At 59.3% G+C, this 20,778-nt stretch carries 25 protein-coding genes; 10 read left to right on the forward strand and 15 right to left on the reverse strand.

All coding sequences use genetic code 11. The features are described from left to right. Positions 1–7 precede the first annotated feature (7 nt). Complete coding sequence (locus FGU65_RS01100; protein WP_301662551.1) at positions 8–994, forward strand: archaeosine biosynthesis radical SAM protein RaSEA; 987 nt, start codon at positions 8–10, stop codon at positions 992–994. On the opposite strand, the gene FGU65_RS01105 is transcribed toward FGU65_RS01100, so the two are convergent. The 3 genes from FGU65_RS01105 to FGU65_RS01115 form a co-directional block, all read right to left on the reverse strand. Continuing rightward, positions 984–2,222, reverse strand: coding sequence for an ornithine cyclodeaminase, nickel-pincer nucleotide-dependent (locus FGU65_RS01105; RefSeq protein ID WP_301662552.1), 1,239 nt, complete (start codon positions 2,220–2,222; stop codon positions 984–986). The genes FGU65_RS01100 and FGU65_RS01105 overlap by 11 nt on opposite strands. A 98-nt stretch (positions 2,223–2,320) precedes the next feature. Further along, positions 2,321–2,908 (reverse strand): NTP transferase domain-containing protein, encoded by a 588-nt coding sequence (locus tag FGU65_RS01110; RefSeq protein ID WP_301662553.1) that lies wholly within the window; start codon positions 2,906–2,908, stop codon positions 2,321–2,323. After that, complete coding sequence (locus tag FGU65_RS01115) at positions 2,896–3,894, reverse strand: pyridoxal phosphate-dependent aminotransferase (protein ID WP_301662554.1); 999 nt, start codon at positions 3,892–3,894, stop codon at positions 2,896–2,898. Before FGU65_RS01115 ends, FGU65_RS01110 begins: the two co-directional genes overlap by 13 nt. Positions 3,895–4,089: 195 nt before the next feature. On the opposite strand from FGU65_RS01115, the gene FGU65_RS01120 reads away from it, so the two are divergent. From FGU65_RS01120 to FGU65_RS01135, 4 genes are all read left to right on the forward strand, one after another. Further along, the gene (locus FGU65_RS01120) at positions 4,090–4,269 is read left to right on the forward strand and encodes a ribbon-helix-helix domain-containing protein (protein WP_301662555.1); all 180 of its coding nucleotides are present in this window, start codon (positions 4,090–4,092) and stop codon (positions 4,267–4,269) included. An 11-nt stretch (positions 4,270–4,280) separates the two neighbouring features. After that, positions 4,281–5,408, forward strand: a complete 1,128-nt coding sequence (ftsZ, locus tag FGU65_RS01125) for a cell division protein FtsZ (RefSeq protein ID WP_301662556.1) — start codon at positions 4,281–4,283, stop codon at positions 5,406–5,408. Between the two features lie 339 nt (positions 5,409–5,747). Further along, entirely contained in the window at positions 5,748–6,608 is an 861-nt protein-coding gene (locus FGU65_RS01130) for a coiled-coil protein (RefSeq protein WP_301662557.1), read from the forward strand. Between the two features lie 209 nt (positions 6,609–6,817). Next, positions 6,818–7,942 (forward strand): DUF373 family protein, encoded by a 1,125-nt coding sequence (locus tag FGU65_RS01135; protein ID WP_301662558.1) that lies wholly within the window; start codon positions 6,818–6,820, stop codon positions 7,940–7,942. Positions 7,943–8,164: 222 nt separating this feature from the next. Here FGU65_RS01135 and FGU65_RS01140 read toward each other — a convergent pair whose 3' ends face one another. The 9 genes from FGU65_RS01140 to FGU65_RS01180 form a co-directional block, all read right to left on the reverse strand. Then, a complete protein-coding gene (locus FGU65_RS01140) occupies positions 8,165–8,617 on the reverse strand; it encodes a hypothetical protein (protein ID WP_301662559.1) in 453 nt (150 codons plus the stop codon). A 220-nt stretch (positions 8,618–8,837) separates the two neighbouring features. Further along, entirely contained in the window at positions 8,838–9,113 is a 276-nt protein-coding gene (albA, locus tag FGU65_RS01145) for a DNA-binding protein Alba (protein ID WP_301662560.1), read from the reverse strand. A 15-nt stretch (positions 9,114–9,128) separates the two neighbouring features. Beyond that, complete coding sequence (gene asd / locus FGU65_RS01150; protein WP_301662561.1) at positions 9,129–10,145, reverse strand: aspartate-semialdehyde dehydrogenase; 1,017 nt, start codon at positions 10,143–10,145, stop codon at positions 9,129–9,131. A 1,159-nt stretch (positions 10,146–11,304) separates the two neighbouring features. Beyond that, positions 11,305–11,478, reverse strand: a complete 174-nt coding sequence (locus tag FGU65_RS01155) for a ferredoxin family protein (RefSeq protein WP_301662562.1) — start codon at positions 11,476–11,478, stop codon at positions 11,305–11,307. 75 nt (positions 11,479–11,553) lie between these two features. Next, positions 11,554–12,312, reverse strand: coding sequence for a 4-hydroxy-tetrahydrodipicolinate reductase (gene dapB, locus FGU65_RS01160; protein ID WP_301662563.1), 759 nt, complete (start codon positions 12,310–12,312; stop codon positions 11,554–11,556). Next, complete coding sequence (gene dapA / locus FGU65_RS01165) at positions 12,305–13,180, reverse strand: 4-hydroxy-tetrahydrodipicolinate synthase (protein ID WP_301662564.1); 876 nt, start codon at positions 13,178–13,180, stop codon at positions 12,305–12,307. The genes dapB and dapA overlap by 8 nt, the downstream gene beginning before the upstream one ends. A 10-nt stretch (positions 13,181–13,190) precedes the next feature. Beyond that, the gene (locus FGU65_RS01170; RefSeq protein WP_301662565.1) at positions 13,191–13,379 is read right to left on the reverse strand and encodes a 30S ribosomal protein S17e; all 189 of its coding nucleotides are present in this window, start codon (positions 13,377–13,379) and stop codon (positions 13,191–13,193) included. A gap of 11 nt (positions 13,380–13,390) precedes the next feature. Continuing rightward, a complete protein-coding gene (locus tag FGU65_RS01175) occupies positions 13,391–13,942 on the reverse strand; it encodes a thiamine-phosphate synthase family protein (protein ID WP_301662566.1) in 552 nt (183 codons plus the stop codon). Between the two features lie 40 nt (positions 13,943–13,982). Then, positions 13,983–14,531, reverse strand: a complete 549-nt coding sequence (locus FGU65_RS01180; protein WP_301662567.1) for an HD domain-containing protein — start codon at positions 14,529–14,531, stop codon at positions 13,983–13,985. A gap of 98 nt (positions 14,532–14,629) precedes the next feature. Between FGU65_RS01180 and FGU65_RS01185 the strand changes: the two genes are divergently transcribed. Continuing rightward, positions 14,630–14,812: a hypothetical protein gene (locus tag FGU65_RS01185; RefSeq protein ID WP_301662568.1), complete on the forward strand. Its 183-nt coding sequence runs from the start codon at positions 14,630–14,632 to the stop codon at positions 14,810–14,812. Here the strand turns inward: FGU65_RS01185 and priL are convergent. Next, the gene (priL, locus tag FGU65_RS01190; protein ID WP_301662569.1) at positions 14,809–15,819 is read right to left on the reverse strand and encodes a DNA primase regulatory subunit PriL; all 1,011 of its coding nucleotides are present in this window, start codon (positions 15,817–15,819) and stop codon (positions 14,809–14,811) included. The two genes, FGU65_RS01185 and priL, sit on opposite strands and share 4 nt — an antisense overlap. Beyond that, the gene (locus FGU65_RS01195) at positions 15,819–16,562 is read right to left on the reverse strand and encodes a DNA polymerase sliding clamp (RefSeq protein WP_301662920.1); all 744 of its coding nucleotides are present in this window, start codon (positions 16,560–16,562) and stop codon (positions 15,819–15,821) included. The genes priL and FGU65_RS01195 overlap by 1 nt, the downstream gene beginning before the upstream one ends. Positions 16,563–16,775: 213 nt before the next feature. Here FGU65_RS01195 and FGU65_RS01200 point away from each other — a divergent pair, with 213 nt between their 5' ends. The 4 genes from FGU65_RS01200 (at position 16,776) to FGU65_RS01215 (ending at position 20,020) form a co-directional block, all read left to right on the forward strand. Further along, on the forward strand, positions 16,776–17,357 hold the full coding sequence (locus FGU65_RS01200) for an RlmE family RNA methyltransferase (RefSeq protein WP_301662570.1): 582 nt from the start codon (positions 16,776–16,778) through the stop codon (positions 17,355–17,357). Between the two features lie 4 nt (positions 17,358–17,361). Then, positions 17,362–18,240 carry a GTP 3',8-cyclase MoaA gene (gene moaA, locus FGU65_RS01205; RefSeq protein ID WP_301662571.1) on the forward strand — a complete coding sequence of 293 codons (879 nt, stop codon included), beginning with the start codon at positions 17,362–17,364 and terminating at the stop codon, positions 18,238–18,240. Positions 18,241–18,324: 84 nt separating this feature from the next. Beyond that, a complete protein-coding gene (locus FGU65_RS01210) occupies positions 18,325–18,837 on the forward strand; it encodes a hypothetical protein (RefSeq protein ID WP_301662572.1) in 513 nt (170 codons plus the stop codon). 10 nt (positions 18,838–18,847) lie between these two features. Then, a complete protein-coding gene (locus tag FGU65_RS01215) occupies positions 18,848–20,020 on the forward strand; it encodes a M20/M25/M40 family metallo-hydrolase (protein ID WP_301662573.1) in 1,173 nt (390 codons plus the stop codon). 553 nt (positions 20,021–20,573) lie between these two features. On the opposite strand, the gene FGU65_RS01220 is transcribed toward FGU65_RS01215, so the two are convergent. Then, positions 20,574–20,750, reverse strand: coding sequence for a hypothetical protein (locus FGU65_RS01220; protein WP_301662574.1), 177 nt, complete (start codon positions 20,748–20,750; stop codon positions 20,574–20,576). Between the last annotated feature and the right edge of the window lie 28 nt (positions 20,751–20,778).

Genomic DNA, 20,778 nt, shown 5'->3' on the forward strand with positions numbered 1-20,778 from the left:
GGTGTTAATGATATCCAAAAACGTTGAGAAACCTCTGGCGTGCTGGCGCGGAAAGGATCTTTTTGAAGGGCAGGTTCTCGAAACGCTGACCGTTATCTTCAGGACTGCCGGGTGCTCCTGGAACCGGTGCACAATGTGCGGCTACCGGCACGAGCGCTACCCGCCGCTTTCGGAGGAAGAGCTCACCGGCCGGCTTCTCGCGCAGCTGGCCTGGGTGAAAGAGTCATACGCCGATGACGACTACCGGATGGTGAAGATCTTTACGTCGGGAAGTTTCTTCGATCCGGCCGAGGTTCCGCCCGCAGTCCTGGACGCTGCCGCGGCGGCGTTCCGGGGGAAGGTGGTCGTCGCGGAGAGCCGGCCGGAGTTTGTGCAGGACGAGGTGCTGCGGCAGTTCGCGGACGGGCTCGACGACGGCACCTGGACAACACCCCTTTTTGTAGCGATGGGGCTTGAGACGACGGACGACGCCATCCGCGAAAAGAGCATCGACAAGGGGTTTTCCTACGCCGATTTCCTGCAGGCGGCAGCGGCGGCACGCAGCGCCGGAGCGGGCGTTAAGGCATACCTGATGATGAAGCCCCCGTTCCTGACCGAAGCGGAGGCGCGGGACGATATGATCCGCTCCATCGCAACGGTCGCCCCCGTCGCCGACCTGATCTCCATGAACCTCTGCACCGTCCAGAGCAGGACCGAGGTCGAGCGGCTCTGGAAGCAGCATGCCTACCGGCCGCCGTATCTCTGGAGCGTCCTGGATGTATTGATCCAATCGCCGGTCCATATCCTCTGCGACCCGGTCGGCGGCGGACAGATCCGCGGGCCGCACAACTGCGGTGCCTGCGACGGCCCGATTGTAAAAGGGATCGCCGAATTCTCCCTCACCGCCGATAAAGAGCTCCTCCGCGTGCTTGCGGAGACGGAGTGTCCCTGCAGGCAGGAGTGGGAGTTCGTGCTTGAGCAGGAGCAGCCGTTCTGCATGCCGCTTACGCGGTAGCCTCTCCACTCTGCTCTTCGAGCTGCTTTGCCAGCAGTGCCAGGAACGCTCCCGCATCGCTGACGACACCGATCGCCTGCGTCGTGCCGCGGTCCATCAACTTCGTCACCGATGCCGGGTTGATGTCCACGCAAACGGTCTTGACGTACGAGGGGAGGCAGTTGCCGACGGCGACGGAGTGGAGAAGCGTTCCGATCATCAGCACCATGTCGACGTCCCGGATCTCTTCGCGCATGGCGTCCTGGGCCTCTATGACGTCGGTGATAACGTCCGGCAGGGGGCCGTCGTCCCGGATGGAGCCTGCAAGCACGAACGGTATGTTGTTCTGCACGCATTCGTACATGATGCCGCCGGTGACGATCCCCTGCTCGACCGCTTTCTGGATCGAACCGGCGCGCATGATCTCGCTGATCGCGTAGATGTGGTGCTTGTGCCCGCCCGTCACCAGTGTGCCGCTCCTGAGATCCATGCCGAGCGACGTGCCGAAGAGGTTGTACTCGATGTCGTGCGTGGCAAGGGCGTTTCCTGCAAACAGAACGTCGATGTAGCCCTCGCGGATCATCGACGCAAGCGCCTCCGTCGCACCGGTGTGGACGATCGCCGGGCCGCCGACGATGGCGATCCTGCCGCCCTTTCGCTTCATCGCCAGGATCTCACGGGCGAGTTTGCCGATGATCGTCTCGCTCGGCCGTTCGGAGGAGACCTTGCCGTGCATGAACTCGAAGGTGCTGATCTTTCTCGGCCGTTCCGGATAGATGACGCGGACGCCGTTCTCCCCGATGACGATGGCATCGCCCGCCCTGAGCTTTGAGAGGGGTGTGCAGACGGCGCGCATCGCCTCCTCTTCAACGACGATCAGACAGTCCATCTCGATCCCCTCGACCGGCAGCCACGCGTCCCGGTACTTGACGAAGGTCGTGTGGTTGGTGGTCGAGTAGAACCCTTTCGGCACGATCCTGTCACCCTCTGCCGGTTTGAGGGTTACATCGCTGATCTCGGGCGACCGCGCTCCGAGGCGGTGCAGCTCGGAGAGGATCAGATCGAGCTGCCGGTCGTCGGGTGCGGTGACTCTGAGCCGCGCGTAGCTCGGGTCCTTCTTGTTCTTCCCGACATCGAAGATCAGGATCTCAAAGTCCCCGCCCATATCCATTATTTTGTCGAATACGAGGGTCATAACTCCCGAATCGATGATATGACCCTCAAGTTCGATCTCCCGGCAGAGTTCCATACAGACATGTCGGATATACTTCGATATGACTGTTTCTCTCTAATAATCGGGAAAGCAGGGAAATTATCCGTGTATGGGCGTGCCCGGGAAGAAACTTCTCAGCAGAGGAACGACTGCACCCGTGCAAGTTCGTCACGGGTGTTGATATTGAAGGCGAGCCGGCGATCGCAAAGGAGGATCTGCACCTCGTCCTGCGGCTCGCCGAGCGCCCCCGCGTCGACGATGTTGATGCCTACGGGACAGGCGGCCACGCCCTCAACCGTTTCGATGTACTCCGTCCTGCACCCGTGCTCGCGGCAGAGGTCGCGGGGCACCCAGACGGAGCAGGCCGGCATCATTGATGCGCGGTAGCGCTCCTCGATCGCGCGAACGATCTCAGTCGTCAGGCAGGGAAGATCGGCGACGCAGGTGAAGGCCGGGCCGGTAAGGTCGAGGGCAGCGGCTGCCTCCTGGAGATCTTCGATATACCCGGCGCCGCCGGCCTCGTAAAGGTCGATGCCGCGCGCACGGCACCAGTTCCTGGTATAGGGCGTCCGCGGCGATGCGATGACAGCCGTCTCGTGACCTGCGGCCGCAAACGCATCGAGGACGTAGGCGATCATCGGCTTTCCGCAGATGGTAACAAGCGGTTTTTCACCCATTCCGAGGCGGGAGCCGACGCCCCCTGCCATGATCAGGGCAAGCATGCCTCGAGCGCCTCGATGAGCTCCCTGTTCTCTTCACGGGTGCGGACCGCGATCCTGATATGTTCCGGAAGTCCGAACGACGAGCAGTCCCTGACGAGGATATTGCGGGAGAGGAGCCGCTCTGTCATCTCGTTCGCCGTGGTCGGGAGCGCGATCAGAATATAGTTGGCGGCGGGTGTGCCATATGCAAGGCTCAGCCGGTCGAGCTCGCCACAGAGCCGGGAACGCTCCCGGGCGATGGCCGTACGCGATTCTTCGAGATCGCCGTAGCGGGCGAATGCCTCGATGGCGTAGGCCTCCGCAAACGCGTTGACCGTCCAGGGCATTCTGGCGACTTCTATCCGCTCGATGAGATCGGGGTCCCCAAACCCGTACCCGAACCGGATCCCGGGGACGGCGAAGCTCTTGGTGAGGGAACGCAGGACAAAGAGGTTCTCGTGCCGGAGATCGACGAGGCTCTGCCCCGGGTCAGAGAGCTCGATGAACGCCTCGTCCAGAAAGAGATGGGTGCCGGATGCGGCGGCATCCTCGAGCAGCCGGACGACCTCCTCGCGCCTGCGGAGCGTTCCGGTCGGGTTGTTCGGGTTGCAGCAGAACCGCACTACCGCTGCGGACGGGTCGGCGGCCTTCTCTGCTCCCGCAAGCCGCGCAGCAAGGTCGTACTCCCCGAATGTCGGGTTCTCGACGAAGAAACGGTCGCCCGTATCCAGGACGACCGCAGCAAACGTCCGGATCAGTTCGACGGACCCGTTTCCTACGGCGATCTCGGAGATGTCTCTTCCAAACGTCCTGCCGATGACCGTCTTTAGTCGCTCGTAGCGATCGTCCGGATAGTCCCCGAGGACTGCAGGATCGGGTTTCCAGTCGACGTCGGGAGGGTACGGGTTGAGATTCGCGCTGAAATCGAGCAGCTCTCCCCTTCCTTTGAACGTATGCCACAGGACGGTACCGCCGTGCACCGCCTTCTTCGGAAATTGTGATTTCATAAATCCGGCTCTTTGCAGGTAAATTGTGGATTGCTATGCATAAAACCGTTTTGAGATGCTGCGGATTAATTTAAGAAGGTTTTTATACTATCGGGATGTTATTTGGGATTGTCTGATGTTGTCAGATATAAAGATGACCATAGTCTGACAGAAAGCAGACAATTGTCTGCTTTATGCAAGACATGAGAGATTGAGATGATGGACCGAATCACGATCCGACTGCCCAGGCAACAGGTTGAGATGCTCGAGAAGCTGGTAGAGGCCGGGGAGTTTCCTACCGTTTCAGAGGCCGTACGGTATGCCGTCCGGGAGCTTGTCGAGAAGCATGGCAACCGTGTCCTCCGCGAGATCGACCAGGTTTCATTCGAAGTTTAGGGGGTTTATCCATGCAGACAATCATTAATGAGGCTTTGAAACACGCAGAACGCGAGAAGTTTATGAGAAACACCATGGACGACGACGGCGACGACATGATCGGTCAGCCGCGTATCGTCATCGTCGGGTGCGGCGGCGCCGGGAACAACACGATCAACCGCCTGTATCATATGCAGGTCAACGGCGCCGAGACGATTGCTATCAACACGGACAAGCAGCACCTGGACATGATCCAGGCGGACAAGCGCGTCCTTGTGGGAAAATCGCTCACCAAAGGTCTCGGTGCCGGCGGCTTCCCCGATGTCGGAAGGCGTGCAGCCGAGATGGCGCGCCCGACGCTCGAGAGCCTGCTTGCCGACGCCGACCTGGTCTTCATCACCGCGGGCATGGGCGGCGGCACCGGTACCGGCACCGCCCCGGTCGTAGCACAGATCGCCAAGGAGCAGGGAGCCATCGTCGTCGGGATGGTCAGCTATCCGTTCCAGGTCGAGAAGGCGCGGCTCCTGCGCGCCGAGGAGGGTATGGAGGCTCTTGCCGCGTCCGCCGACTCGGTTATTGTTCTCGACAACAACCGGCTCATCAAATACGTGCCGAACCTCCCGCTCGGCCAGGCCTTCTCGGTCATGGATCAGCTCATCGCCGAGACCGTCAAGGGTATCAGCGAGACGATCACCGAACCGTCGCTCATCAATATCGACTACGCAGACGTGCGTGCCATCATGAGCAAGGGCGGCGTCGCAGTGATGCTCGTCGGCGAGAGCAAACAGCAGAACAAGGCGGAGAGCGTCGTGCACGAGTGCCTGAACCACCCGCTCCTCGACATCGATTACCGTGGAGCGACCGGCAGCCTCATCCATATCACCGGCGGCAACGACCTGACGCTGCAGGACGCCGAGGAGATCGCAAGTTCCCTCACCTACGAGCTTGACCCGCATGCCGATGTCATCTGGGGGGCACGGGTCAACAGCGAGTACGAGGGCAGAGTCCGGGTCATGGCCATCATGACCGGTGTCAAGAGTGCGCAGATCCTCGGGCAGCAGCGCACGTTCGAAACCGCGGCAACGAGGCACAGCACGTCCTCCTCACGCCGCGCATCGTCGATGGACGCCCCAAGCGGCCATCTCATCGACTTCCTCTAACCCACCTCTCTTCTTTTTCCTTCCGTGAACCGAATGTACGCCCGGCGAAATACTTAATAGGGCAGATGACATTTGAATAATAGAACGTTCCTGTAAAATCCCGCCATACGGGGGGTTACGGGCGTCGGCCGGCGCAAAATCTAACACGCCGGGTCCGCCGCCCGAGGTACCGGGGGTTGAACATCATGAGCAGACAGATGAACATCGGCCGTGGACACGACTGTCCGGCGAACCGTCTTTTGTTATGTTGTTGTAGCACTGTGAGAGCCTCCGGTATCGAAGAAACCCCGGCGTGGCGGGCATGCCAGACAGGTACCGAATGTTGAGGATTGGTAGTGGATGTTGAACGATCTAGTTGATAAGAGAAAGAAATTTCTTGCAGAGTCTGAACAGCACAAAACCCGTAGAAACGAGCTGAACGCGCTCGCAAGCAAATATGCCCGTGAGCGGAACGTGCTCAACAACCAGACTCGCGAGTTCGTCGAGGAGGCGCAGAAGCACAAGGAGCTCCGGGACAAGAACAACGAAGAAGTCCAGGCGTTAAAAGAGCAGCGCAACGAGCACAATGAGAAGGCGAACGAACTCTTCGAAGAGATCGAAGCCTTCAAGAAAGAGCACGGCAGCCTGAAGAACCGGGGTATCAAGGAGCTCCAGAAGCAGATCGAGCACCTCGAGTTCAAGCAGCAGACGGAGGTCTACAGCACCGACAAAGAGCGGGAACTGATCGAGAAGATCAAGCACCTGAAGGCCGGCGTGAAAGAGCAGGAGGCCGAGCTTGAGCAGAACAAAGAGATGCGCACGAAGCTTGCCGATGCCCGTGAGTTCCGCAGGCTCGCCTCGGAGATCCACAAGGAAGTCACCGAGAAGGCCGAACTTGCACAGCAGCACCACGACCTGATGGTCGAGTCGTATCGCAAGGCCGACAAGTCCCGGGAGTCCGCCGACCAGTTCCACCAGCAGTTCGTCGAGGCGCAGGAGTCTGCCGACGAGGAGCACAAGCTCTTCATCGCCTGCCAGAAGGAGCTGCGCGACTACGACAAGGTGATCTCGGGTCTCCGCCAGAAGACCAAGAAGACGAAGGTCACCAAGGAGCAGAAGGCGGTACGGAAGGAAGCCGAGCGGATCTTCCAGCAGTTCCGCGGCGGCGAGAAGCTGACGACCGACGATCTGCTTCTCCTCCAGCGTGCAAAACTCATCTAATCATACCTTTTTTGGATTTGCGGTTTTTAAAAGCCTGCACTGCGCGGGTGATCGTCTGCTCGCAGCCGCCTCTTGCGCCGATACGTGAAGGAAGATTCCCCTCACCGATGCTGCGCCTCATCGCTCACCTCCGGAGGATGCAGTCGCGGCGGCCCGGTTTTCCCGACACTTGAAAATCATTTAATAGATTTGCAGCGATCTTTATTGAGATGTCACGAGACCGGACGCTCATCCTCTGCGTTGATCGCGATGATGATATCGGGTATAAGGCCGGGATAGCAGGTCCGGTCGTCGGGAGGGAGGCGTGCCTCAAAGCAGCGAACGCGCTCGCTCTTGCCGACGCCGAAGACTCCGACATAAACGCGATATTCGAGACTATCAGGCTCTACGACGATCTCTATGGCCGGGGCGAGGAGGTTGTCGTTGCGGTCATCAGCGGCAACCACCTCAATATGCTTGAGGGCGACCGGCGGATTGCGACCGATCTCGATACGATCCTTGCGGCCACCGGTGCCACTTCCAGCGTCCTGGTCACGGACGGTGCCGAAGACGAATACGTTCTCCCCATTATCCAGTCCCGGGTTCCGGTGAGCAGCATCCGTCGGGTCGTGGTGAACCAGATGCCGAACCTGGAGGGGACCTACTATATTCTTAAACGGCTGCTCGACGATCCCAAGATTGCACGGATCGTCCTGGTGCCGCTCGGCCTTGCCATGCTCCTCTACGCGGCCGCCTACCTGCTCGGGTATCCCGAGTTCGCCGTCATCGTCGTGGTCGGCGTTATCGGCACCTATCTCCTCTTCAAGGGGTTTGGTTTCGACGAGATCTTCCACTACTTCGTGACGTCGCTGCAGGCATCCCTTCGAGGAGGGAGGTTTACGTTCGTCTCCTATATTGCAGCGATATTGATGGTGATCGTGGGTATCATCATGGGGTTGACGAGCCTTCTGACCCTGTACAAGACGTCGGGGATCTTCTTCTATGTCCTGACGTTCATCTACGGTGCAATCATCTGGTTCACTGCAGCGGGCCTGGTTGCCTCGCTCGGGAAGATCGTCGACATCCTCCTGAACGAACGTGAGAGCATCCGAAGGGTCGTGGCACTGCCGTTCTTTGTTCTGGCGCTCGGTGCCATCGCATACGGTGCAAGCATCTATACGCTCTCCATCAGCGAGATCCCGCAGTTCCCTATCACCGAGGATGTGGGCATCCGCTACATCGTCTTTGCAACGATAGGCGGACTGTTTCTGGCCTTCTTCGGGGTCTATCTCCAGTCGCTTCTCGGCAGGTGGGCCGGAGAGCACGGCGCCAGACATCTTGAGAACGACGCATAACGCTCCCGGTCATGTGCACGTGCCGGGGTGCACTCTTTCTCCCGGATTCTATGAATCCGGCAGGCGTTTTTCGGGTCGTGCTCCGGGACACACAGGGTGACAGCGTACCGTAGGGCACTGCGGTTCCCGGGACCGGGGAAGTGGCTCGTGGAGATACACGACTTATCAACCAGCCTCTGCAATGAACGAAAAAGAGAAAGCGTCAACCGGAACGGCCATGGGTCAGGTGGCGGCGAAGTATCCGATACCGCCCGGCACTTCCCGCACATGTGTAAAGCGCCTGGTCTCCTGCGGTGTGGTGACGGTGAGATCCGGTATCTGCACCGTGAACGTATGCTTCGGGAACCAGTAGGTGCCACCGCCGTAGTCGTCCGATGCATTGCTCACGATAACGACGGCACGGTTGAGGTCGAGCCGCTGAACCCGGGCATTCTCAAAGTCCAGCACTTCAAGTACCTTCCGCCTGAGATCCGATTTGCCGAGCAGCATAACAAGCAGGCTGATCCCATCGTCTATGGTGTAGTCGACGGTGACGACGGCGTGCTCCTCTGCAAGGTTGATAGAGACGTTTTCTATGGAGATGTAACTGTATCGCGCCGAATCATCGTTTGCAAAGGCTGGAGCAGCCAGTACGGCGAGGAGCATCAGTACGATGACAGGTGCCGCCCATCTCATGCTTCAGTACGTTTGAGAGCAGCCGATAAATCCTTTATGGTATCCCTGAAGAAATGGTGTGGGATCTACCGTCGGCGGTGGGGGGATGTCGACAGAATAGGGGTGAAAGAGGCCGTAGCGTGGGTTGCCGTTCGGTGAATGTGTTCCCGGGCCTATACTCTTCTCGGAGCCCGGGATCGTCGCTGAAGTGCAGAATATAGGATGACGTGTCCCGACCTGCTCACCGTGCCTGAATGAGTACAATCTCGATGCTCGATACGTTGGTCTTGCCGGTATCGGTATCGATCATCTCGGTGGATGTGAAGATCTCCTTCTTACTGACGTTCTCGAGAAACCGGTTCAGGGCGATCTCGGCCGTATCGACCGCCCGCGAGATTGCCTTGCCGCGTGCTTTGATTGCAACCTCGCCCGCTCCGTTGTTGAACTGGGTTACCACCGCGAGCACGTAGTTCATGACAGGTTTGTTCCCTACGAATACTGTGTTGTCTTTAATCATCGTTGACCCACCTCTTTAGAGATACTTTTTCGAATAGATCAGCTCGGCATTGAGCACGGAAGCACCGGCAGCCCCACGGATGGTGTTGTGACCGAGTGCAATGAATCGCAGTCCCTCCCGTATTCTCCCAACCGAGACCGTCATGCCTCTTCCCCTGTTGCGGTCAAGGCGCGGCTGCGGACGATCGGGCTGGTCGAAGATCTCAACTGGCTTTGCCGGTTGTAAGGGAAGATTGCTGAACGGGGATTTAAAGTTTGCGTAAGCTTTTTTCACTTCGGATACCGGGGCCCCCACATCCATCCACACTGCAAGCGTGTGGCCATCGATAACCGGAACGCGGTGGCAGCTTGCACTCACGCCGAATGGAGCGTCTTCGATCTCCGAACCGGTGAACCTCCCCATGATCTTGCGGGTCTCGGTCTCCATCTTCTCCTCTTCAGAGCCGATGTAGGGAATAACATTATCGTAGATATCCATTGCGGATACCCCCGAGAACCCTCCGCCCGAGATCGCCTGCATGGTCGCGACACGCACATCAGTGAATGCAAACGAGCGCAGCGGTGCAAGCGCCATAACGAGTACGATGGTGGAGCAGTTCGGGTTTGTGACGATGAAGCCGTCCCTCCCCCGATCCCGCTGCAGATCGATGAGGCCGAGATGGTCGGGATTGACCTCCGGCACGACCAGCGGGACGTCCGGGTCCATGCGGTGTGAGCGGGCGTTGCTGCAGACGGCGACGCCGGCCTCTGCGATGCCGGCCTCGAGCGGCGTCGCAATCTCGGCAGGAAGCGCCGAGAATACCAGATCGCAGTCCTTCACGCTCTCGACGGTCGTCGGAGTGACGACGGTCTCGCCGATAGAATCCGGGAACGGCGCATCAAGGCGCCAGTTCACGATACTGCCGTATTTTTTTCCTGCACTCCGTTCGGAAGCGGTGAGCGTATGGAGATTGAACCATGGATGATCAGCCAGAAGCTGAACGAAGCGCTGTCCCACCGCTCCAGTGGCACCAAGCACCCCTACGTTTATCATAGGCAAGAGTATCTGTAGTGTTGGTGTTATTAAATAATGTGATTTCTATCCCGTACGGCGGGAAGACCCGGTTCCACAAGCGTTAGGCTGAAAGGGCTCCCTCTCTCAATCCCAAATGGCTTTAAGCCTCTGCAGCGCCACGAGATTGGTTGGGAGGGTATTCATACCTGAGATGCATACTGCTCGAAACCCGAAGGTGAGTTGGCCGTCCCGGTTCCCAGGGGACTATCTCACGGGATGTCGATTCTCAAGCCCCTCAGTGCGGCGAACGCTCTGACGATGCCGTCATATGATTTTTTCCGCTGCATGGCGTCCGGATCTGCTCCGGCACTCGCACCCGGCCCTGGCTGTTTTCAGCGGATACTTCCGTTTTGTCTCTCAAGCAGGTGGCTAATAGGATGTGTGTCTCGATGAGCCGTTTCCCCGACCCCGGGAACCGTGGTGGCACCAGCGTTGGGGGAAGGGTGAGGGGGGAGACCCGCCCTCCCCTCGCCCCACCCGCCGTGAGGATGTCGCCGCGGTACGCCGCCAGATTGCGGCACCCGGGAGGTTGGGCGTGGAGACATCGTGTCGCGTTCAGGTAGTGCCCTACGAAACAACTGATACTCCCTTTGTTGCGATCGCGTCCGGGTGTTCCCGATTGATTGCAACCCGGGGGCACGGCTTTCCATTGGGTATCGCCATGACTGCCCCGCCCCCATGGCGATAGCCACCACGGTTCACGGCATGTGGGCATGCGTGAGAAAAAAGGCCGAACTTCGGGAACCGGCCAGGTCCGGCACTAATCCCGTCAGGGAAGAATGACAGCCGGAATAGGGCTTCACCAGAGCCCGATACTGGAAATCTTCTCCCTATGGTTTTTTTTCATGAACGCGGGTTGGTGGATAGCGTAATTTCGGTCGGATTCTCTGAGATCAAGCATCAGGTATATGCTGGAGCACTACCCGCGTTCAGGTGTTTCCCGGAGCACCGCCATTTTTCACGAGTACGATCTTCACGTTCCTCGGAAAATGGAAAGGTGCACCCCGGAGCATCGCTCGGGTGTGCATCCTCAACGAAGATCAGCAGTCGTTGCAAGTATGCTACGGTTGTGCTGCAGAGGCGTTTCACGAGAAGAAGAATGAAGCAGGATGCCGTCCCGCGCTATGCGGGCGGCGATTTACTCCATAGAGATTGCTTCGGCGGGACACTCATCGACACAGGATTCGCAGTCCACACAGAGATCGACGTCGACCTTTGCTTTGCCGTCTTCCATGGTGATAGCCTCGGCAGGGCAGATGTCGACACAGGTTTCACAGCCGGTACACTTTTCAAGGTCAATCTTTACTGTCAATGTATTTCCTCTGACTGTACATGTGCAGCAAAACATGTAAAATAATTTTTGGTTCCGGCTTTCATTCCGGCGGATTCATATGCCGAGAACGTCTTTCATCGAGTAGATCCCTGGGTCCCGGCCCGCCACCCAGCCGGCCGCCCTGACTGCGCCCTGGGCAAAGACCGCCCGGTCGTAGGCGCGGTGCGAGAGTTCGACACATTCGAAGTTCCCGGCAAAGAGCACGGAATGGTCGCCGACAATATCGCCGCCCCGGATCACGTGGACGCCGATCTCATCTTTGCGCTCGCCCATTCCCTCCCTGCCGTAGGCCTTCTCCCGTTTTCCGACCTCCTGGTCGAGAATCTCGAGGATCGTCTTTGCCGTGCCGCTCGGGGCGTCTTTCTTATAGCGGTGGTGCGCCTCCGTCACCTCGATATCGTAGTCGCCGAGCAGCCGGGCTGCCTCCCTGACGATCTGCCAGAAGATGTTGACGCCGATACTGAAGTTGGTCGAGATGACCGCAGGGACGGTGCCGGCGATCGCATCCTCGATCTCCGCACGCTGCTCGGGCGTAAACCCGGTCGTGCCGACGACGAGCGCAACATTGTTCCGGGCTGCCGCTTTGATGTTCTCCACCGCAGCGTGGGCGATGGTGAAGTCGATGAGGACGTCGGGGCGTGTCTCCTGCAGGAATGCATCGATCCGATCCGATGTCACGACTTCGGCACCGAAGAGCGATCCGTCTTTGATATCGATGCCGCCGACGAGGTGCATGTCGGGCGATTCGTCGACGATCCTTCCGATCGTCGTCCCCATCCGGCCGAGGGCTCCGGCGATGGCAATCTTAGTCATACTGCCCGAGCACCTCCCGCAGCTGCTGTGTCTTCGCCGCGTCGAGGTCGTCGAGCGGCAGCCGCACCGGCCCGGCCGCCATACCGCGGAGCCCGACCGCTTTCTTCACCGGAATCGGGTTGGTGTCGATGAACATGGCGCGGAAGAGCGGCGAGAGTTCGTAGTGCACCTCCTGCGACCGTTCGAGGTCGCCTGCCATAAAGAACTCGTGGAGGTGCACCATACGCTGCGGTTCGACGTTCGCCGCAACCGAGATGACGCCGTCTCCGCCGAGCGCCAGGATGGGAAGGGTCATTGCGTCGTCTCCCGAGAGCACGACGAACTCTTCGTCGCGGGTCTCCTCGATGATCTGGGAGACCTGGACGATGTCTCCGCTCGCCTCTTTGATCCCGGCGATGCCGGGGTGCTCTGCGAGCTCGGCGACCAGGTCCGGCTGCAGGTTCTGCCCCGTTCGACCCGGTACATTGTAGAGGATCACCGGGATGTCGAGGTCGGCGAGCCTGGTGAAGTGTTTGATGAGACCCGAGTGGTTCGGCTTGTTGTAGTAGGGGCTGATGACGAGGACGCCGTCCGCCCCGGCGTCTTTTGCGGAACGGGTCAGCCTGAAAGCCTCTTCGGTGTTGTTCGAGCCGGTGCCGGCGAGCACAGGAACCTTGCCGTTCACGACGTCGACGGTCTCGCTGATGACGCGTTCGTGCTCCTCAAAACTGAGTGTGGCCGACTCACCGGTCGAACCGCACGGGACGATGCCGTGAATGCCGTTCTGCAGGAGAAAAGTGATGTTAGACCGTAATCCTTCAATATCGAGATCCAGCGCATCGCTCCTCGTGAAAGGGGTAATGATTGCTGGAAGAACTCCCTCAAACATGATATGACGTTTACCGTCTTCTTCTATTTATCTTTCTTGAGATATATCCGGCGACCCGGTTGCGGACACGTTTGCTGTCGATCACGGCAACTTCCATGACTGCGTGCTTGTTTTCGTCGAAGTTGTTGCTAAACTGGCTGCCGTGTTTTGCAATCAGTTCTTCTCCAAGATTTTTGATATATGACGGTTTAATGCCCATGGTGACCTTTCCTATAATTGTGCATATGTTATGCGCGTTGACAGTTTAAGAATATTATGTGCGACGATTCCGGGATCTTCGCCGAGTATCCGGATCATGGGTTCTTTTCCGACAGCGCCGCGATCGTAGATAACATCCGGCATGCCGTCCCTGCAGCACGACGCCACGCCCCAGTCCATCGTCTGGACGCCGGGCGGCTCCGATGCGCGGTCAAAGGAACAGACCTCGAACATCATGGTGTCAAATTCGGGGAGCAGCGCCTCCGAGAACCGGATATTCGCCGCGCTCCGGATCGCGGGGTCGAACTTCATGGCAGTCATCACGATCCGGGCGACATGGTCGCTGGCGCCGAAGGCGACAGTGCCGACCGGATGCACCTGATCGCCGAGTTTCACGATCCTCCCCTGAACCGCCGCGACGTCGTCTCTGCTCCGCGGATCCGGGAGTGCATAGGCGATGTTCATGCCGACCTCCGGGATGAGGCGGACGTCCATCGACTGGGCGAGCATCCCGACGGCCTGCTCCAGGCTGCGCATGACCTGTGCGCGTTCATCCGAGATCATAGCACATACCCTTCGCAGATGAACGGGATAAGGATACCGCCTATGCGAGGCCGACCCGGTCGCGATCTTCGGCAAGCCCCTCGATCGCCAGGCGGTAGAGTGTCTCGAGATCCATCAGGGGCTCGACGGCGCGTATCCGGTCGCGTTCGCATCCGGCGGCGAACGCTTTCTCCCTAAACTTCTTCCGGACGGTCTTTGGGGTGACGTCGTCGATCCTGCCGCCCTTCACCAGTGCACAGGCAAGCACCAGTCCCGAGACGCTGTCCGACGCCTGAAGGGCGATCTCGACCGGTGCGGTGTAATCTCCAAAGAGCATGTGGTTGTGCCGCATGACGACCCGTGCCTGGTCTTCGGGAAGACCGCTTTCGGTCAGGATACGGTATCCCTCACGCCCGTGCCGGGTCATATCGCCCTCCGTGACCTCGTAGTCGATATCGTGCAGAAGGCCGATGACCTCCCAGGTGCCGGCATCTTCGCCGAGGTGCTCTGCAATCTTCCGCATCACTGCCGCTGTGGCATAGCTGTGGATCAGGAGCGACCCGGTCGTTACGTACTCGTGGAGGAGCCTCTCCGCTCCGGCTCTGTCCATAGGTTCGGGTTTTGGCTGCAGGATCATAAAGATGGCGGTAGATGCGCTCCCGACGAATGCATAAAGGATATACCCGCTCCGGGCAAACATTCCTTATCATGCAGAACCGAATCATCGAGGTCTTGGTCGCGGTTGCAACCCTTGCGCTCTACATTGCGCTGATCGTGCTCCTGCCCATGGTCATGGCCGAAGCTCAGGGCCTCGCGTATCTCGTCGCTCTCGTGATCTTTATCGTCACGCTCAGCGCAGCAGGCTACCAGCTCGATAAAAGAGTTGCCTAAGCCTGCTTTGGCTTCCCGATCTTCTTCTTTTTCCGCCGATAGTACGAGAGCGGATGGTTGACCTGCTCGCAGATTGCATCGCGATTGAGGCAGAGGCCGAACGTCCGCATCGTTGCGCACGACGGCGGCGTATACGCCGTTCCGCTGCTTCCTGAGATGTGCTCCACCTGATACATCGTCTTTTCCGGGTCGAAGTCAGGGGCGCGTGCGAAGACCTCGCCGATCTGGAAGGTGTTCATCCCGATGGTGTGGAGAAATGCGGTGATGGCGAACCGTCCCATATGCGTCAGGTTCGTTCCGGCGGTGACTGCCCCGATAAGCCCGCCGATGCAGGGGGGGAATGCCTCTTCCTCGACCGCTCCGAACTGCTCCAGCATCTGCTGCTGGTATGCAGCGCCGATCTCGTCAATGATCGGGGCAAAGCGTTCGCAGAGCGTTGACGGCACCCGTAGCGGGAGATTCCGGAGAAGCACCACCCGGATCCGTTCACGGAGCAACTCGTCGTACTCGGCCGCCTCAAGCCTGACGAGGCCGCTCTGGATGTCGCGGTTAATGAGGCGCCACCGGGCATCGCGCAGCTGGGTGATCAGTTCGATGTACTCGGGCACCGGCAGCGAACTCTTCGCAAGATCGAGACCGACGAACTGCGCGACGTATCGCTTCTTCTCCGCCTCTTCACTCTCCAGAAAATGCGATACAGCGATCGCTTCATACCGGGTGAGCCGTTCGGGGAGCAGACGGTCTCCTGCGCAGGAGACCAGGATCCGGGCGAGGGCGTAGCTCGCGATCTCGATCTCGGGGGGGAGCCGGTGCGCGTCCTCCTCCCGAAACTCCCACTTCGGGTCGATGGCGTCGAGGATGCGCTCTTTTGCCCGCTGAAGCGCTTCATCTCCCCGGGGTCCTGAGAGGAACCGGTCGAGTGAGTCAAAGTGTTTCCTGACGAGCTGCTCCGATTCTTTTAAAAAAGGATATTTTGCAAGGTCTTTGTAGTCAAACGCGATGACCATCAATCAGCCTCGATCCGGGGAGCAAGTAGATACTCGACCCTGCCGTTGCCGTCAGCGATATCGAATGCGAACTTCACCGGGTGATCGACGCCCAGGTTGACCTCGACCTCGTCGGCCTTTGCCATGACTTTGCCCATGTCCTTGAGGTAGTCGAGCGAGAAGAGGGAGCGTGCGCCGACCGGGTTCAAGGCGACGAGTTCGTCCTCGCCGAGAGCGAGCTTGATATGATCGGTGTCCCCTTCCGCCTCCATATAGAAGGTCATGGCATCGGGATCGATGCCGAGGGCTATCTTGTCCGATATGACTGCCGCCGCCTTGATGGCGTTGTTCAGCGCGCTCCCGGAGATGACCGCCTTTCCGGGCAGTTCTATCGTCGGGGGGCTTGGATCCTTTCTGATGGTGCTGGCGTCAAGGAGGGTGATCGAATACTTGTAGCCCTTGAACGCAAGTTCCAACTTCCGCTCCTCGTCGAGGAGGTTCAGTGTCAGTGCATCGCCTCTGCCCATCATCCCCAGAATATTCTTCATCTTGGCGATGTCAAGGCCGAGTTCACCTGCCGTTGCCGAATACGCGTCAAAGGCCGTGCTCTTCAGTTCCAGCGAGACCATCGCCACGTTTGCGGTGTCGACGGCTCGCGTTACGAGCATATCCTCCTCTGTATGGAGCCGGCACTCGGTAACAAGAGCCGCAATTGCATCAATGGACTCCCTGAATATCTCCGCATCAATCGTTGCCTTTAGCATCATGACCCCTTATAAAACTCAATTATAACCTATATAATCATACTTTTACTAATAGTGTTTTGCGATTTTTCCCTTCTCCCACTCCAATCGGTTTGTTGCCTGAATGCTATACCTTGATGTTGCAGGAAAGTACATTAGATCACTGATCTTTTCATGATCCATCGGTGCGCCGTCTCCCCAATGTCGGCCACCCACAGAAGGAGTATTTACAGAATGGGTTCTCAGTGGGCGAGAGACAAGGTCTATACACGCGCCATGAAGGCCGGGTACCGGTCACGCGCCGCATACAAACTCCTGGAAGTCCAGGAGAGGAACGAGATCATCAGACCCGACGACAACGTGGTCGACCTGGGCGCCGCACCCGGGAGCTGGCTTCAGGTGCTGCGCGAACTGACCGACGGCAAGATTGTCGGTGTCGACGTAAACCCTATCGCACCGATCGAGGGTGTTACCACCATCGTCGGGGACTTCACGGAGAGCGAGGTTCAGGAACGGATCTGCGCTGATCTCGAGGTCGTGAACGTCGTTGTATCGGATGCGTCTCCGAAACTCTCGGGGCAGAAGAGCTATGACCAGGCACGAGCCGTCGCGCTCGGGGAGGAGGCTCTCGCGTTCGCCTGCAACGTCCTCAAACCCGGGGGCAACCTCGTCATCAAATCGTTTCAGGGCGAACTCTTCGCCGACCTGATGAACGAGATCAAAGAGCATTTCCGGTCGGTCAGGGGATACCGGACGAAGGCATCGCGGAAAGGCAGTGCCGAGACGTACATCATTGCAAAAAATTTCATAGGATGAGAGGATGGTATTACAAGACGCATACGGCCGGACCGTGACGAATCTCCGCATCAGCCTGACGCAGCGATGCAACCTTGCGTGCATCTACTGCCACGCCGAAGGGGAGGTCGATCCGAAGGAGCAGATGAGCGTAGAGGAGATCGCCGAGATCATGCAGGTCGGCAAGAAGTTCGGTATCAGGAGCATCAAGCTCACCGGCGGCGAGCCGTTGCTCCGCCCCGACATCCTTGATATCATCCGTGCCGTGCCCCCGGGCATCGAGGTCTCCATGACGACCAACGGGACGCTGCTTGCAGAGAAGGCGCAGGCTCTCAAGGCAGCGGGTTTATCGAGGGTCAACGTCAGTCTCGACACGCTGAAGCGCGAACGCTACCAGGAGATCACCGGCAAGGATCAGCTGGACCGGGTGCTTGCCGGCATCCGGGCCGCGATCGATGCCGGGCTGACGCCGGTGAAGCTCAACATGGTGCTCCTCAAGGGGATCAACGACGACGAGCTCGACGACTTCATGGCGTTCGTCCGCGGAAACCGAGATCTGATCCTGCAGGTGATCGAGCTGATGGACTTTGGGAACTGCACCTCCCACAGCGACGTCGACGGCGTCGAGCGCGACCTGGATACCCGGGCGACGCAGATCGTGACGCGGCGGATGCACCACCGCAAGAAATACTGCCTCGACAACGCCGAAGTGGAGGTCGTGCGGCCGCTCCACAACACCGAGTTCTGCGCCTTCTGCAACCGGCTTCGCCTCACCTCCGACGGCAAGCTCAAGCCCTGCCTTCTGCGGAGCGATAACCTGGTCGATATCCGGGGGAAGCACGGAGACGAACTCGAGGCGGCCTTCCAGAAAGCCGTCGAGATCCGGGAACCGTTCTTCCGGTAGGCCGCGTCTCCCCCCTGGGGGCCTCCAGATCATCCTTTTTCCTCCAAAGCAACATTTTATATCTCTCTCCCCAATAAGATGGGTATGCTGGAAGAGAACGAGTATACTCATGTCATGAAGAAGCTGTATCACAAGTCGCTGATCCTTGAGGACCCCTCCGACTTCCATCCCGTGCTGAATTTTTACTTCGTCGATGCAATTGCACACCTCGATTTTACCCTGGGGATGCTCGCGTACAACTACATGTCCCCGAAAAATATCATGAGTATGGAATATCTCCGCTGGCGCCTCGACCAGGAGAGCGAGGGGGACCGGCCCTACTTCCCCGGGTTCATCAACTGGCTGAAGCAGGAGCGCAACGAGATCTTTGAGTCGCTTCCGCTCCTCTGGAGCGGCATCTATGACAGCGACGACCCGGCATGCTACCGGAGCTTCCGTATCGTGCTGAACCCCGACGATAAACGGCCGATCCCGGCGGAATATTTCGGGCTGTTCGCCGATCAGCTCTTCGACCGGCCGTTTCTGCAGCAGATCTACCGGGGTTCGCCGCTCGCGAAGCTCTTCGATGAATATGTGAGAAGCCAGAAGTCGGCGTGAGGGGATATCCATGGATGTCGCCCATCTCTGTTCGTCCCTTGTGCAGATCCAGAGTGAGAACCCGCCGGGAAGCACCGCCGAGGTAGTCGAGTACATCAAGGGTTTTCTTGATTCGCTCGGCGTTCGGAGCGTGGTCGACAGCCACCCCGGCGGCAGGGCGAACCTCGTTACGACAGCGCCCGGCGCCCGGCTCCTCCTCTGCGGCCATCTCGATGTGGTGCCCGCCATCGCCGACGGCTGGACGCACCATCCGTACAGCGGCGATGTTGCGGACGGCTACGTCTGGGGACGCGGTGCCACCGATATGAAAGGTGGCTGTGCTGCGCTCCTCGCGGCGTACCAGAAGCTCGTCAACGCCGGCGAAGAGGCGGCCGTCCAGTTTGCCTTTGTCTGCGACGAGGAGACCGGCGGAGAGTACGGCATCCAGTCCCTGCTCGCACAGGATCTGCTCGTGCCTCGCGACTGCCTGATCGCGGAACCGACCCCGCCGCTCTGCCCCACCATCGGCCAGAAGGGGCTCTGCCGGCTGGAGATCGACTTCACCGGTGAACCGGGGCATAGCTCGCTCTACCCGGTGGTCGGCAGGAGCGCCGTCATGGAGGCTTTCGACCTTCTTGAGTACATGAAGGAGCTGCACCAGCAGCGGTACGTTGCCGGGGAAGCGATGCAGGATCTCGTGGAGCGGTCGTCGCAGGCGCTCGAGGAGGTCTTCGGGATGCAGGGGCTCCGGGACGTCCTGACCCGGATCATGTACAACCCCGGGCGGATCGAGGGCGGGGAGAAAGCAAATATTGTTGCCGAGCGGTGCAGGATGGAGCTCGATATCCGTGTCCCCTGGGGCTGCTCGGCCGGGACGCTCCTTGCTGCGATAACCGCCCGTGCAGAGCATGCAGCGGTCCGCGAGATCAATCTCGCGGACCCGACGCTGACGCCGGCCGACACGGTGCTCGTCGGGACACTCTGTTCAGCGATTGAAGCGGTCTACGCCGCTCCGGCGGCGCCGATCCTTCAGTGGGCGGCGACGGATGCCCGGTACCTGAGGGCGGCAGGTTTCGATGTTGCCGAGTACGGGCCCGGCGAGATCACCCTGCTCCACGCTGTGGACGAGCGGGTCGGCGTGGCGGACCTCGAGAACGCCGCCCGGGTCTACCAACGCGTCATGGCCGCTTACTCCGGCGTGTGAGGGGCGTGCTCCCCCATCCCCACCGCCGTGAAGATCTCCCCCCTTTCGATCGTCGATAGGCGGGATCGGATGTGGTCGGGAACGGGAAGAGAGATCCTGCATGAACCCTGGCTCTTGCCGGCCTTTACAGCGTCTTCCAGGTGTGCTGCCGGCTCATGAGGTAGTTCCCGGTGAACGCGGCGAAATATTCCTGCCGGATTTGTGACACGGCAGTAAATGCCCGTGATATCGGTGAGGCCGTAAAGGAAGGGGGCGCTGATGAAAAACCCGGAGAGCCCGACCAGCCCGAAGGAGACAATCTTTGTCCATTCGCTCCAGAATGCGCCGTCCCGGTGCCGGAGTGCCTGAAGGTTGATATCGGTAAACTTACGGAGGCATGCGCCAATCCTGGGGGTTTAAATTTGCTTTCCCGCTATTTCCGGTCGCTGAAGGTGGACGGGTTCCCTGTGGCGGCGTATCGTCGACCGCCTCGATGGCGGCTGTGTTCTCCTCTTCGTTGCAGGTGGAATGGTGACGATGAGAGGAGAATCGGTATTTATCGGTGTATTCTGCATTACCCCGATTTGAAAGCGTACGTTTCCATATGCAGCCTTGTGAAGGCGATGTTCTGCTGGATCCGTGCGAGGGTGTCACCTTTAGGGTTTGCAGCCATGATGTCGCCGGTGAAGGCGGCGAGCGTGCGCGTATCGGGATGCGGTTCCCGGATCGGTGCAAGGCCGTCCGCTGTCATCCCTTCGCGGCCATCGGAATGCTCGCGC

This window comes from Methanoculleus frigidifontis, from assembly GCF_030464345.1.
In the GTDB taxonomy this organism is placed as follows: Archaea; Halobacteriota; Methanomicrobia; order Methanomicrobiales; family Methanoculleaceae; genus Methanoculleus_A; species Methanoculleus_A frigidifontis.

What these genes read in the sequence shown, in the direction of transcription:
- FGU65_RS01100 (WP_301662551.1), top strand. Translation starts at nt 8, where the DNA reads ATGATATCCAAAAACGTTGAGAAACCTCTGGCGTGCTGGCGCGGAAAG.
- FGU65_RS01105 (WP_301662552.1), bottom strand. Translation starts at nt 2,222, where the DNA reads ATGGAACTCTGCCGGGAGATCGAACTTGAGGGTCATATCATCGATTCG.
- FGU65_RS01110 (WP_301662553.1), bottom strand. Translation starts at nt 2,908, where the DNA reads ATGCTTGCCCTGATCATGGCAGGGGGCGTCGGCTCCCGCCTCGGAATG.
- FGU65_RS01115 (WP_301662554.1), bottom strand. Translation starts at nt 3,894, where the DNA reads ATGAAATCACAATTTCCGAAGAAGGCGGTGCACGGCGGTACCGTCCTG.
- FGU65_RS01120 (WP_301662555.1), top strand. Translation starts at nt 4,090, where the DNA reads ATGATGGACCGAATCACGATCCGACTGCCCAGGCAACAGGTTGAGATG.
- ftsZ (WP_301662556.1), top strand. Translation starts at nt 4,281, where the DNA reads ATGCAGACAATCATTAATGAGGCTTTGAAACACGCAGAACGCGAGAAG.
- FGU65_RS01130 (WP_301662557.1), top strand. Translation starts at nt 5,748, where the DNA reads ATGTTGAACGATCTAGTTGATAAGAGAAAGAAATTTCTTGCAGAGTCT.
- FGU65_RS01135 (WP_301662558.1), top strand. Translation starts at nt 6,818, where the DNA reads ATGTCACGAGACCGGACGCTCATCCTCTGCGTTGATCGCGATGATGAT.
- FGU65_RS01140 (WP_301662559.1), bottom strand. Translation starts at nt 8,617, where the DNA reads ATGAGATGGGCGGCACCTGTCATCGTACTGATGCTCCTCGCCGTACTG.
- albA (WP_301662560.1), bottom strand. Translation starts at nt 9,113, where the DNA reads ATGATTAAAGACAACACAGTATTCGTAGGGAACAAACCTGTCATGAAC.
- asd (WP_301662561.1), bottom strand. Translation starts at nt 10,145, where the DNA reads ATGATAAACGTAGGGGTGCTTGGTGCCACTGGAGCGGTGGGACAGCGC.
- dapB (WP_301662563.1), bottom strand. Translation starts at nt 12,312, where the DNA reads ATGACTAAGATTGCCATCGCCGGAGCCCTCGGCCGGATGGGGACGACG.
- dapA (WP_301662564.1), bottom strand. Translation starts at nt 13,180, where the DNA reads ATGTTTGAGGGAGTTCTTCCAGCAATCATTACCCCTTTCACGAGGAGC.
- FGU65_RS01170 (WP_301662565.1), bottom strand. Translation starts at nt 13,379, where the DNA reads ATGGGCATTAAACCGTCATATATCAAAAATCTTGGAGAAGAACTGATT.
- FGU65_RS01175 (WP_301662566.1), bottom strand. Translation starts at nt 13,942, where the DNA reads ATGATCTCGGATGAACGCGCACAGGTCATGCGCAGCCTGGAGCAGGCC.
- FGU65_RS01180 (WP_301662567.1), bottom strand. Translation starts at nt 14,531, where the DNA reads ATGGACAGAGCCGGAGCGGAGAGGCTCCTCCACGAGTACGTAACGACC.
- FGU65_RS01185 (WP_301662568.1), top strand. Translation starts at nt 14,630, where the DNA reads ATGCAGAACCGAATCATCGAGGTCTTGGTCGCGGTTGCAACCCTTGCG.
- priL (WP_301662569.1), bottom strand. Translation starts at nt 15,819, where the DNA reads ATGGTCATCGCGTTTGACTACAAAGACCTTGCAAAATATCCTTTTTTA.
- FGU65_RS01195 (WP_301662920.1), bottom strand. Translation starts at nt 16,562, where the DNA reads ATGCTAAAGGCAACGATTGATGCGGAGATATTCAGGGAGTCCATTGAT.
- FGU65_RS01200 (WP_301662570.1), top strand. Translation starts at nt 16,776, where the DNA reads ATGGGTTCTCAGTGGGCGAGAGACAAGGTCTATACACGCGCCATGAAG.
- moaA (WP_301662571.1), top strand. Translation starts at nt 17,362, where the DNA reads ATGGTATTACAAGACGCATACGGCCGGACCGTGACGAATCTCCGCATC.
- FGU65_RS01210 (WP_301662572.1), top strand. Translation starts at nt 18,325, where the DNA reads ATGCTGGAAGAGAACGAGTATACTCATGTCATGAAGAAGCTGTATCAC.
- FGU65_RS01215 (WP_301662573.1), top strand. Translation starts at nt 18,848, where the DNA reads ATGGATGTCGCCCATCTCTGTTCGTCCCTTGTGCAGATCCAGAGTGAG.
- FGU65_RS01220 (WP_301662574.1), bottom strand. Translation starts at nt 20,750, where the DNA reads ATGACAGCGGACGGCCTTGCACCGATCCGGGAACCGCATCCCGATACG.